We start from the raw sequence: 11,759 nt of genomic DNA, 5'->3' as shown, positions 1-11,759 counted from the left end.
CGGAGGACCCAGGATAGGGCTCCCACCTGCGCTTCCGCGCCGGAAACGCGACAACTCCGGCCGTCAGGCGGGTGCCAGGATCAGACCACTGGTCGGCACTCCGGTCCCCGCGGTCACCAGGACCGGCCCTTCGCCCGGCACCTGGTTGACAGCGGTCCCCCGGACCTGCCGGACCGCCTCGGCGATTCCGTTCATTCCGTGGATGTACGCCTCGCCGAGCTGCCCGCCGTTCGGGTTCACCGGCAGCCGCCCGCCCAGCTCGATCCCACCGTCCGCGACCAGGTGCCGCGCCTCCCCGCGCCCGCAGAAGCCCAGCTCCTCCAGCTGCATCAGCACGTACGGCGTGAAGTGGTCGTACAGCACCGCCGTGCGGATGTCCGCCGGCCGATAGCCGGAGTGTTTCCACAGCCGGCGAGCCACCACGCCGATCTCCGGCAGCGCCGCCACCTCGTCCCGGTAATAGCTGGTCATCACGAACTGGCCGGGCCCGCTGCCCTGCGCGGTGGCCGCGATCGCCACCGGCGGCCGGGCCAGATCCCGGGCGCGGGTGAGTGAGGTGACCACCACGGCCACCGCCCCGTCGCTCTCCTGACAGCAGTCGAGCAGCCGCAACGGCTCCGCGATCCACCGCGACGCCCGATGGTCGTCCAGGGTGATCGGCCGCCGGTGGAACCACGCGGACGGGTTGGTGGCGGCATGCCGGCGGGCGGCGACCGTGACCCGGCCGAAGTCGTCCGGCGAGGCGCCGAAGTCGTGCAGGTAGCGCTGCGCGATCAGGGCGACCATGGCGGCCGGGGTGGCCAGACCCATCGGGTGGTGCCAGCCGGAGTCGGCGTCCGGGGAGACGACGGGCCGCCCGAACCGGCGGCCGGACCGCTCGTTGAAGGCGCGGTAGCAGACCACCACGTCGGCGAGACCGGCGCCGACGGCGAGGACGGCCTGCTGCACGACTGCGCACGCGGCGCCTCCGCCGTACCCGATCCTGCTCAGGAAGCTCAGCTCGCCCATCCCCAGCTCGCGCGCGACGGCGATCTCGGCATTGGCGTCCATGGTGAAGGTGACCAGGCCGGAGACGTCGGCAGGCCGCAGGCCGGCGTCGTCGAGCGCGGCCCGCACCGCCTCGACCGCGAGCCTCAGCTCGCTGCGCCCGGAGTCCTTGCCGAACTCGGTGGCGCCGATCCCGGCGATCGCCGCGGTCATCGCGTGACCCGCACGGTGCCGGTGACGTGCACGCCGGCCGCGGTCCGCCCGACGACGGAGACCTCGTCCCCGTCCACCGACCCGGAGAAGGACAGCGTGTCGTAGGCATGGCACGGCGCCCCCAGCCGGATCGAGATCGCCCGCACATCGGCCGACGGCCCCGCCCAGTCGGTCACATAACGCTGCACCAGGCCGGTGGTGGTCAGGATGTTCACGAAGATGTCCCGGCCACCTAGCCGCACCGCCGCGTCCCGATCATGGTGGACGTCCTGGAAGTCCCGCGTTGCCAGGGCCGTGCTGATCACCAGCGTCGGGGTCACCGGCAACTCCCACACCGGCAGCGACGGCACGTCGGCCCGCCACACCGGCAGACCGTCCTCGACCGCGAACCGCACGGCGTCGCCGATCCGCACCCGCCGGCCACGGAACTCGCCGACCATCCGGACGCCTTCGCTGAGATCCACCAGCACGACCGTGAACGGCGCGCGCCGCCCCGGCACCGGCGGATGGTGGTGGACCGTGAAGCTGTGCACCCGGCCGGTGCCGGCCGCCACCACGTGCTCCGGCTCCATCGCCGCGCACCGCGGGCAGGCCGGCCCGGGCGGATGACGTAGCGCCCCGCATCCGCCGCAGCGCTGGACGCGCAGCTCACCCGCGGCGATCCCGTCCCAGAAGAACGCCGTGTCCGGCGTGATCACCGGCAGCAGCGGCTGCCCGGCGAGCGTCTCCACCGGCGGCGCGGGCCGGTAGCGCAGAATCCGGAACCGCATGTCGGCGACCGCCTCGGCACCCGAGTACCAGGTGCTGAGCGTGGTCACGAACCAGCCCTCGCCGAGCGCGGTCCGCTTCGGCCCGGCCACCGACTCCAGGCGGCTGCGGACCGTGAGATCCTCGCCGTCCCGCAGATAGCGGTGATAGGTCTGTTCGGAATCGGTCGCCACCACCGCGCTGTAGCCGCTGTCCTCGAGCACCTCGGACATCACCTGCAGAGGGTCGCCGGTGGCGGCGGGCGGGCCGAGCCCGCGCATCGTCCACACCTGGATCATCGCGGGCGGCGCCACCCGCTCCCGCTCGTACCGCGGGTTCGCGTCACCCATCGCCTCCAGCCAGCTCCGGATCATCGGCCGGTTGACCGGGTCGCGACCGGCCCGTGGCGCGGACTCGCCGGCCTCCTCCAGCCGCCGGGCGGTCTCGGTGACATCCGGCCGGTGATTCATGTCACCGATTAGAACATGTTTCATTTATCCCGCACCACCGATGGCCGGCGTCTGGAGGTAACACGCCGTTGCTAGGCTTGATTCACCGGCGAGAGGGCGACCATGGCGACAGCGAGAACGAGTACCACCCGGGGCACCCTGTCCGGCGCTGACGCCGAGCAGGGCTCGGCCGCGCAACGCGACCGGCGCCGCCGGATCCTGCAGGCCACCCTGGCCCTGGCTTCCAAGGGCGGCTACGACGCGGTGCAGATGCGCGCGGTCGCGGAACGCGCCGAGGTCGCGCTCGGCACGCTCTACCGATACTTCCCTTCGAAGATCCACCTGCTGGTCTCGGCACTGTCGGTGGAGCTCGAGGCCATCCAGGAGAAGCTCGGCCGCAAGCCGATCCCCGGCGACACGCCTTACGAGCGCACGATCTATGTGCTCGGCCGGATGACCCGTGCCCTGCAGCGCGACCCGCTGCTGGCCGAGGCGATGACGAGGGCCTTCATGTTCGCCGACCCGTCCGCCAGCGCCGAGGTGAACGCGGTGGCCCGGCTCATGGAGGAGATGGTCACCCGGGCGATCCACGCCGAGGGTGAGCCGACCGCCGACGACCGGGCCAAGGCGCGAGTCATCGGCGACGTCTGGCTGTCCAACCTGGTGGCGTGGGTGACCCGCCGGGCCTCGGCGAACGACGTGGTCAACCACCTGGAGCTGGCCACCCGGCTGCTGCTCCACTAGGCCCTTACTCGACCAGGCCCGTCAACTTGTCCAGGGCCTGTTTCGCGGCGGGCCCGGCCTGCTTCTCCAGCATCGCGGCCATCGGGCCGTTCAACGCAGGGCCGAGAAACTCCATGTCGTACGTGATGCGGGTGCCGGCGTCGGCCGGCTCCAGCAGGAAGCGGTTCTTCGCCTTCACGCCCATCGGACCGTCCCCGGCCTGCTCCAACTGCTTGCCGGTGTCCGCGGTGACGACCTTCCAGGCCATCTCGGCGGGCATCCCCATCAGCTTGACCTTCTGCTTGTACGTGACGCCCTCGGCGAGAGTGGCGGGCACGTCGCCGGTGAAGCCCTGATGCATGTCGTTCCACTCGGGTGTCCGGGACAGATCAGTGAGCACCCGCCAGACCTGATCCGGGTCGGCGGTGGTGGTGGCCGAGACGCTGACCTTGGGCATCGCTGTTCCTCCTTGAACGCTGTCGGCTGGCCGCCGCGCCGGCATATCCACGCCACCGCGATAACTAGAACAGGTTATAGGAGTGTGACCGGGTTCACTAGGCGTGAGCGTGCGCGCAGCGCCCGGCTTGGTAGAACCTGATGCTGTTTCCTACGCTCGGGAGGGCGCCCGGTGACCGACGCCGAGGACCACAACGGCAGCCGTCCACCCGCCGCGGACAGCATGCCGCTCCGCCGCGCGGCGATCAGCGACCTGGGCGACGCGCTGCGGCAGCTCATCGAGCTCGCGACCACCACCGAGATGCCGGCCGGCGAGCTGCGCCGGGCCGCCGAGCGGATCCGGCAGGCCGCCGCGCCGCTGGGCGAGCGGGTGCGCGGCCGGGACGTCCCCGCCACCGCCGACGACCTGCTGGGCGGCGTCCGGATGTACAACCCGGTGACCGGCGCCGGCAGCGCACTGGCCCCGCCCGTCACCCTCTCGCCCGGCGACGGCGTCGCGACCGGCACCTGCACGCTCGGGATGGCCTACGAAGGACCACCGAGGTACGCCCACGGCGGCGTCAGCGCGATGCTGCTCGACCAGATGCTGGGGTACGCGGCGAGCCTCGCCGGTCATCCCGGGATGACGGTGCGCCTGGACATGTCGTACCGACGCCCGGTCCCGCTGCTGACCCCGCTGCGCCTGACCGCGGCCGTCCAGACGGTCGAAGGCCGCCGGGTGACCGTCACCGGCCACATCGCCACCGCCGGCGACCCGTCGACGCCGCTGGCCGAGGCGACCGGCGTGTTCGCCGCGCTGCGCGCCGACCAGGCCGAGCGCCTGTTCGGCCCGGCCGGCCGGTCCCGGGCCTAAGGACAGCGGTGCGGGGCCCAGTCGTCGCCGCCCCGCAGATAGGTGCCGGGCGTGACCGACGCCGCCTCCGCGGGCGAGAGCTGCGGCCGGTCAGCCGAGCGAACGGCCCCCGGCCCGTGATTGCGGTACTCGGCGAACCGGGCCTCACGCCACGGCCAGACCCCGAAGTCCGACCAGGCCACAGCCGGGATGTGCGCCCCGATCACCGAGTCCCGGACGATCGTCTGGCCGACCGCGTTCGGTTCGTTGCCGGGATGCCACGGCCGGCCGAGGAGCACCGACCCCGCCGGTGCGGCCGACGTGAAGCGGCACCGGGTGAACAGGAACCCGTACGGATTGGTGGCATCGGTGCTCGGCGCGGTCACGTAACCCGCCGGGGTCCCGGCCCGGTCGAGCGAGTGCACATGGCAGCGCTCGAACACCGCCGTGGCCCGCCCGAAGATGAAGTCCACGTCACCTTCCACGTAGCAGTCCCGCAGGTAGACCCGGGCCACCACGCCGGCGGCCGAACTGTTGACGTAGAGCGTGTCCTGATTGCCGAGGAACCGGACCCGTTCGAAGACCACCCGGTCGGCGCGGGTCAGCACGGCCACCGCCTGCCGGCCCGAGATCTCCGGGTGGGCCGCCTCGTCGAAGAGGTTGGCGAACGTCAGATCGACCGCGCGCAGACCGGCGCCGTCGATCGTGACCGATGCGCTGCCCGAGGTGCCCCACGTCCCGCCGCCCGGCTTCGGGGTCCCGTTGGCCCGGTCGTCCGCGATCACCACGTCCCCCGGGCGCCGGCCGAGACCGCGCAGCTCGATCCCGGTCCGGTCGGCCGGGACGATCACCTGGCCGAGATAGGTGCCGGGGCGCACGCCGATGACGTCGCCGGGGGCCGCCGCGTCGATCGCGGCCTGCACGGTGGAGTGGTCGCCGCTGCCGTCGGCGGCCACGATCAGGTTGGGGCGGGGGCCCGCGGCGAGCGCCGGGCGAGCGGCCAGGCCGGTGGCGGCGACAGCGCTGATGCTGGTCGAGACGCGGAGGAACGAACGTCTACGCATATACGCCTCCGAGGTGCAGGAAAGGGCTTTCCTGAGGACCGTATTGCACCCGCGCCGAGCCGTCAACGCCGGACGAGCGCCCGATGCACCTCATTGAGAAGCGTCTGTGTCTCGAACGGCTTGCGGATCAACGGCGCGTCCGGCGGCAACTCCTGCCCACCGGGCGCCGGCCCGCTGGTGTAGCCGGACATGAACACCACCGGCAGGTCCGGCCGCTCGGCCCGCAGTTCGGCGGCCAGTTGCGTACCCGACATGCCGGGCATGATCACATCGGTGAGCAGCGCATCGAACTCGAGCCGCTCGGCCCGGCACAACCGCAGCGCCTCGGCCGGATGCGGTGCGGAGAAGACCTCGTACCCCGATTTGCCGAGCAGCCGGCAGACGATGTCGCGGACCGCCTCCTCGTCCTCGACCACCAGGATCCGATGACCGGCGCCGGCGAGCGCGGGCGCGGCGGGCGCGGCCGGGCTCACCCCGGGCGCGGACCGGTCGCCGGCCGGCATCCGGATCCGCAGCGTGGTGCCCTTGCCGACCTCCGACTCCAGGCTGATCGTCCCGCCCGCGTCGGTGACCACCCCGTACGCGGTGGCCAGCCCCAGCCCGGTGCCGCTGCCCCGCCCCCGGGTGGTGAAGAACGGCTCGAACGCGCGGGCCAGCACCTCCGGCGGCATCCCGGAGCCGGTGTCGGTGATCGCCAGGCAGACGCGGTCCTCTCCCCCGCCCTCGTGCTCGACCGTCGTGGAGATCGTCAGCCGCCCGCCGGCGGGCATCGCGGCCCGCGCGTTGAGGGCGGCGTTCGTCACCACCTGCTCGAGCTTGCTGCGGTCCATCAGGACCGGCGGCAGGTCCGGGGCGAGCACGGTGTTCAGCGTGATGTTCTCGCCGAGTGTCCGGGCGAGCAGCCGTTCCATGTCGGTGGCCACGGCGTTGAGGTCGAGCATCTCCGGCTGTGACGGCTCGGAGCGGCTGAAGATCAGCAGCTGGCGGGTGAGCGCGCCGCCGCGGGTCGCGGCGGCCTTGATCCCGGCCGCGTCGGCCGCGCTGGGATGGTCCTCGCCGAGGTCCTCGACCAGCATGTCGGCGTACCCGGCGATGACCGCCAGGATGTTGTTGAAGTCGTGCGCGATACCGCCGGCCAGCTGGCCCAGCGAGTCGAGCCGCTCCGCCTGGCGCAGCGTCTGCTCCAGTTCCGCACGTTGACGCTCGGCGGCGACGCGATCGGTGATGTCGGTCGAGATGCCGGCCACCGCGTACGCCACCCCCGCCTCGTCGAAGAGCGGGAACTTGACCGTGAGGTAGGTGCGGGGCCCGTCGGGGCCGGGCGCCTCCTCCTCCATCTGGACCGGTATCCCTCCGGCCAGCGCCTGCCGGTCGTTGGTCCGGAACGCGTCGGCCACCTCCGCCGGGAACAGGTCGTGGTCGGTGAGCCCGACGATGTCCTCCCGGCGCAACTCGAACAGACGCTCGTACTCCCGGTTGACCAGCAGATATCGACCGTCCGCGTCGCGCATGTAGATGACCGCGGAGGTGTGGTCGATCAGCGCCATCAGCTGATCGCGGCCGATGTCGGGCAGCGGCCAGCCGGCGTCCCGGGGGCGCCGCGTCCCGGCGCCGGTTCGTGTGCTCACACCGCTCCCGGCTCGCTCGTCCGTCAAGGTCTCAGCCAGTCAGTTCCACCAGGACCGGTGCGGCCGCTCCCCGTCCGGACCGTACCCCCGCCGGAGCGCCCTTTTCGGGGTTTTCGCCGAGAAGCACCGGGCGCAGCGGCGCGAGAACGTGGTTCTGCCGGGCCCGGGTCAGCCGCTCCAGGAAGGTTTCCGTCATGCCGGTGGTGCCGGCCCGGTTCGACACCAGCTCCCGGTCGCCGAGGCCGGCCGCGTCCCGCTGCCGTTGGGGATGGAACAGGAACCGCTTGCTCAGCATCAGATGCGCGCCGGAGACCCGGGCGTGCATGGACAACAGGCGGTGCCAGTCGACCAGGGCCGGGTGGTGGGCGACCAACCGGCGCAGGTCGCCCTCGTCGGACAATCTGATCTCCACCGGGCTCGAGCCGATCTCGTCGAGCATCCGCTCCGGGAGCGTGGGCCGGTGGATCAGGTCGTCGATCACGGTCCGCTCCGGCTCCAGCAGGGCGGGGAAGAGCCGCCGCGCCTGCTGGTCGTAATCGTCGACGGCCAGGCCGAGCAAAAAGTCACGTTTCAGCGCCTCCGGGTCCAGCGCGCCGCTCGGCGGGATGTCGCCGGCGGTCCAGTGCGCCGCGAACTGCCGGAACACGTCCATGAAGTGCTCCGGTGGCATCGACTGCTCGGAGGGCAGCGCGCCGTACTCGACGAACAGCTCCCGCAGGGCACCCAGCAGCGTGGTCGCCGCCCGGACCCGATGGCGGGCGTCCGCGCAGATCAGGCTGCGGCTCTCCCGGGTGAGCGGGCACAGCAGCTCGTTGACCGCCAGCTCGACCGCCTCGCCCTGCTTGACCAGCAGGAAGAAGCTCTCCTCGCCAGGGGTGCCGGTGTAGCTGCGGATGCGCCCGTCGTCGAAGACCCCGGGCAGCTCGGCCAGCGTCTCGTCGCCCAGCCGAACCCGGATCGTGCCCACGTTCCAGCGCACCAGCGAGGCGTAGCTGTCCCGGTGGTAGTGCCCGGTGCCGGTGTGCTCGGCGAGCTTGGCGTAGTACGCCAGGAACGGGATCTCGGCGCCACCCACGGTCAGCGGGTCGAAGGCGTGCTCCGGATGACTGGTGCCGCCCGTGGTGTGCTCCTGATAGTGGCGAGCCACCGAGGCGCCGACGAAGCCGAGCAGCACCACCAACTGCCGCGCCTGCTCCGGGGTGAGCCGCGCGACCTCCGGCAGGCAGCTCAGGACGTGCTCCGCCAACTCGTCGAGGAGCAGACCCGGTGGAGCGTGGTCGCCGAGGATCGCCTGGTTGAGCCGGGGCAGTTCGGTCAGCACCCAGTCGCCGACCCGTTCCGGAACCATCCGGTCCATCACCTCCACCGATGCGTCATCCGGCCTTTCGGCCGGGGCGGGGCGTGTGCTGAGCGGCCGGAATCGCACCAACCGCACGTTCGGTGGTTCGGCGCACCAGGTCGGGATCATGACGAACGGCACCTGGGCGGACAGTGACGGCGGTTTATAGAGTGAGGCCCGACAAAGACAGGGGGTCGACCGATGTCCGAGCCGATTTCTCGCCGTTCGCTGCTGCGCGCCTCCGCCGGGGGCGCGGTCGCGATGGCCACCGTTCCGCTGATCGGCGGGCCGGCGAGCGCCTCCGGGACACGGGTGCCGTCCGTGGTCCGTGAGCTCGACGAGAAGATCCAGCAGGCGATGGCCGCGTTCCGGGTGCCCGGGGTGGCCTATGGTCTGCGTTACCGCGGTCGCGATTTCGTGCGCGGCTTCGGGGTCACCAGCCTGACCGACCCGCAGCCGGTCGACGGCGACACCGTCTTCCGGGTCGCCTCGACCACCAAGCCGTTCACCGGCACGACAGCCATGCGGCTGGTCGAGCGCGGGCGGCTCGACCTGGACCGGACCGTCCGCAGCTATCTGCCGGGCTTCCGCACCGCCGATCCGGCTGCCTCCGCGCGGGTCACCCTGCGCCAGGCGCTCAACCACAGTGCCGGCTGGCTCGGCGACTACTTCCTCGACACCGGCGACGACGACGGCGCCCTCGCGCGTTACGTGGCGGAGATGCATCGGGTCCCTCAGCTGACCCGCCCAGGGGCAGTGTTCTCCTACAACAACGCCGCCATCTCGGTCGCCGGCCGGGTGATCGAGGTGGCGACCGGCCGGGTCTACGAGCAGGCCGTTCACGACCTGGTGACCGGGCCGCTGGGTCTGCGGCACAGCGCGTTCTCGCTGGAGGATCTGCCCGGCGTGCGCTGGGCTGTGCCGCACGGCGTCAACGAGGCGCAGACCGACGTCGAGCCACAGCCGGCGCTCTGGGCGATGCCGCGTGCCATCAATCCCGCCGGCGGCCTGATCTCCAGTGCCCGTGACCAGCTCCGCTGGGCACGCTTCCACCTCGGTGACGGCCGGGTGCCGGGCAGCGACCGGCGGCTGCTCACCCGCCGCTCACTGCGCGAGATGCAGTCCGACCGCGGTCCCGGCGGCACGCTCCTGGTCGAGCTTGACGGGATGGGGGTGGCCTGGATGCTGCGCCCGACCGCCGAGAGCGTGCGGGTGGTGCAGCACGGCGGCGACTGGGCCGGTCAGCACTCCGGCTTCCTGATGGTGCCGGAACGGGATTTCGCGCTCACCGTGCTGACCAATTCGGTCACCGGTCCGACCCTGCTCGACGACCTGTTCGCCGGGGACTGGGCGCTGAGCCGCTTCGCCGGCGTGCACAACCTCCCGGCCACCCCGCGCTCACTCAGCGACGCGGAGTTGGCGCCCTACCGCGGCTTCTACGCCGGCACGCAGATCGGTTTCGCCGGCGAGACCGTCGTCAGCGAGTTCGAGGTCGTGCCCGACGCCGGGCAGCTCAGCGTCCGCTTCCAGGGCGAGGAGATCCTGCGGCTGGTGTTCTACCGCAAGGATTACGTGCTCCCGCTGAACGCGGACGGCACGGTGGGCAACAACCGCTTCAACTTCGTCCGCGACGAGGACGGGTCGGTGGCCTGGCTGCGCATCGGCGGGCGGCTCTACCGGCACAGCGCCACCCCGACGCAGCCCACGGCGACCCCGCCGTCGACGACAGAGCCCTCGACGACACAGCGTGCGCCGGCGACCACGCTGCCGGGTCTGCCGCTCCCGGGGCTGCTTCGGCCGCTGCTGTCCTGACGCGTTCCGCCGGGCCGGCGGCGGGTGGCCATCACGGTCGCCCGGCCGCCGGCTTCGGTGGTCCGTCCGGACCCCTCAGCGGTAGGGGGCTGAGCAAGCCCCGTCAGGCGGAGGCGTCGTCCGCGCGTAGGCGCCGCTCGATGCGGCGCTGCTCGAGGAGGCGCCACCGGTCGTAGACCTGGGCCGCCGCCTCCTGCGGTTCGGGCGCCCGGCCGGCCCGCCACTGCCGGGGCAGCAGCGACTCGGCGCCCAGCCACAGCAGGTCACTCATCGGCACGGTCCCGCCGTTGAGGCGCATCAGCTCGGCGGCGACCTCGGCGGCGTGCTCACTGCGCCGCCACTGCTCAACCACGGAGTTACCCTCCGTGAGCGCGTGGTGGTCGTCCGGGTGTACCTCCATGAGAGCGCCCTCCCGTCGTATTCCCTGCTCAATGAGCCGGAGGAGTTACCTTCCTGGAGGGTCGCCCCGGGTGTCAAGTTCACCCCGCTAAGATCACGCGGCGTATCAGGACTTCGGTGACGATCCGTGAGATCGGGAGCCGAAAGCGGCCTGCGCCTCGGTGTCGGTCAGCGAGCGCGAGCGGAACGTGGTGGTGCCGGCGTCCAGCAGTTCGCGGGCGGCGTCGCGGGCCGCGCCGTACGCCGCCCAGGCCAGCGCCCCACCGGTGGAGACCCGGCGGACGCCCAGCCCGGCCAGCTCCGCCACGCTCGGGCCGCCACCGACGGCCAGCACGTTCACCGGCGCCCCGACCGCGTCCACCAGCTTGGCGATCTCGTCCCGGTCGCGCAGCCCCGGCGCGTACAGCACGTCGGCTCCGGCGTCCCGATAGGCGCGCAGCCGGGCGATGGTGTCGTCCAGGTCGTCGTGGCCGTACAGGTGGTTCTCGGCGCGGGCGGTCAGCACGATGCCGTGCCGGGCGCACGCCTCGGCCGCCGCCGCTACCCGCTCGGTGCCGGCGGCGAGGGTCTCCACGCTGCCGGTGCCCGGGTCGTAGTCCTCGATCGAGATCCCGGCCGCGCCCGCCTCGGCGAGCAACTCCACGCTCTCGCCGATGCCGACCACGGTGTCCGCGAACAGCCGCTCCGCGTCGACGTTGACCGGCACGGTCACGGCCGCGGTGAGGGCGGCGACGTGCGCGACCAGCTCGTCCCGGGTGACCTGCTGGTCGAGCTTGCCGAGACTGGCCGCGAGCCCGGAAGACGTGGTGGCGAGCGCGGCGAACCCGAGGGACTCCAGCAGCCGGCCGGAGCCGGCGTCCCAGGGGTTCGGCAGCAGGAACGTGCCGGACTCGTGCAGCGCGCGGAAGCGATCGCGGAGTGAGCTCATGGATCACACCCTGGCACAGCGGCCCCACCGCAGGCCCGTTCCAATCCTCGCGAAGTGGCCCGCCCCATTCGCGTGTGAAGTTGGGGTCCATATCCGACCGCAACTTCACACACAACGTCCCGCCCCCGGCGCGTGTGAAGGTTGGGTTCGGATCGGACCGGAAGTTCACACACGGCCGCGGG

11 protein-coding genes and 1 pseudogene are annotated in these 11,759 nt (G+C 72.1%); 3 read left to right on the top strand and 9 right to left on the bottom strand.

The window, feature by feature from the left end:
* Positions 1–63 precede the first annotated feature (63 nt).
* From AC0NH5_RS05715 to AC0NH5_RS05705, 3 genes and pseudogenes are all read right to left on the bottom strand, one after another.
* Positions 64–1,200: a lipid-transfer protein gene (locus AC0NH5_RS05715; protein WP_474400703.1), complete on the bottom strand. Its 1,137-nt coding sequence runs from the start codon at positions 1,198–1,200 to the stop codon at positions 64–66.
* A complete protein-coding gene (locus tag AC0NH5_RS05710) occupies positions 1,197–1,565 on the bottom strand; it encodes a hotdog family protein (RefSeq protein ID WP_474401373.1) in 369 nt (122 codons plus the stop codon). Before AC0NH5_RS05710 ends, AC0NH5_RS05715 begins: the two co-directional genes overlap by 4 nt.
* Positions 1,557–2,417 (bottom strand): annotated as a pseudogene (locus tag AC0NH5_RS05705) (bifunctional MaoC family dehydratase N-terminal/OB-fold nucleic acid binding domain-containing protein); the annotation flags it as partial. The pseudogene AC0NH5_RS05705 and the gene AC0NH5_RS05710, both read right to left, overlap by 9 nt.
* Positions 2,418–2,519: 102 nt before the next feature.
* Here AC0NH5_RS05705 and kstR point away from each other — a divergent pair.
* On the top strand, positions 2,520–3,140 hold the full coding sequence (kstR, locus tag AC0NH5_RS05700) for a cholesterol catabolism transcriptional regulator KstR (RefSeq protein WP_474400701.1): 621 nt from the start codon (positions 2,520–2,522) through the stop codon (positions 3,138–3,140).
* Positions 3,141–3,144: 4 nt separating this feature from the next.
* Here the strand turns inward: kstR and AC0NH5_RS05695 are convergent, their stop codons facing one another.
* Positions 3,145–3,576, bottom strand: coding sequence for a type II toxin-antitoxin system Rv0910 family toxin (locus AC0NH5_RS05695; RefSeq protein WP_474400700.1), 432 nt, complete (start codon positions 3,574–3,576; stop codon positions 3,145–3,147).
* 222 nt (positions 3,577–3,798) lie between these two features.
* Here AC0NH5_RS05695 and AC0NH5_RS05690 point away from each other — a divergent pair, with 222 nt between their 5' ends.
* Positions 3,799–4,428 (top strand): PaaI family thioesterase, encoded by a 630-nt coding sequence (locus tag AC0NH5_RS05690; protein ID WP_474401371.1) that lies wholly within the window; start codon positions 3,799–3,801, stop codon positions 4,426–4,428.
* Here AC0NH5_RS05690 and AC0NH5_RS05685 read toward each other — a convergent pair.
* The 3 genes from AC0NH5_RS05685 to AC0NH5_RS05675 form a co-directional block, all read right to left on the bottom strand.
* Positions 4,425–5,471 (bottom strand): pectinesterase family protein, encoded by a 1,047-nt coding sequence (locus AC0NH5_RS05685; RefSeq protein WP_474400699.1) that lies wholly within the window; start codon positions 5,469–5,471, stop codon positions 4,425–4,427. The genes AC0NH5_RS05690 and AC0NH5_RS05685 overlap by 4 nt on opposite strands.
* A gap of 62 nt (positions 5,472–5,533) precedes the next feature.
* The gene (locus AC0NH5_RS05680; protein WP_474400697.1) at positions 5,534–7,099 is read right to left on the bottom strand and encodes a hybrid sensor histidine kinase/response regulator; all 1,566 of its coding nucleotides are present in this window, start codon (positions 7,097–7,099) and stop codon (positions 5,534–5,536) included.
* Between the two features lie 31 nt (positions 7,100–7,130).
* The gene (locus tag AC0NH5_RS05675; protein ID WP_474400696.1) at positions 7,131–8,456 is read right to left on the bottom strand and encodes a hypothetical protein; all 1,326 of its coding nucleotides are present in this window, start codon (positions 8,454–8,456) and stop codon (positions 7,131–7,133) included.
* A gap of 183 nt (positions 8,457–8,639) precedes the next feature.
* Between AC0NH5_RS05675 and AC0NH5_RS05670 the strand changes: the two genes are divergently transcribed.
* A complete protein-coding gene (locus tag AC0NH5_RS05670; RefSeq protein ID WP_474400694.1) occupies positions 8,640–10,250 on the top strand; it encodes a serine hydrolase domain-containing protein in 1,611 nt (536 codons plus the stop codon).
* A 103-nt stretch (positions 10,251–10,353) separates the two neighbouring features.
* On the opposite strand, the gene AC0NH5_RS05665 is transcribed toward AC0NH5_RS05670, so the two are convergent.
* The gene (locus AC0NH5_RS05665) at positions 10,354–10,602 is read right to left on the bottom strand and encodes a hypothetical protein (RefSeq protein WP_474400692.1); all 249 of its coding nucleotides are present in this window, start codon (positions 10,600–10,602) and stop codon (positions 10,354–10,356) included.
* A 153-nt stretch (positions 10,603–10,755) separates the two neighbouring features.
* Positions 10,756–11,577: an isocitrate lyase/PEP mutase family protein gene (locus tag AC0NH5_RS05660; RefSeq protein WP_474400690.1), complete on the bottom strand. Its 822-nt coding sequence runs from the start codon at positions 11,575–11,577 to the stop codon at positions 10,756–10,758.
* Positions 11,578–11,759 lie beyond the last annotated feature (182 nt).

The organism is Actinoplanes sp. 13 (assembly GCF_056134165.1).
This window is presented reverse-complemented; position numbering and strand designations above follow the sequence as displayed.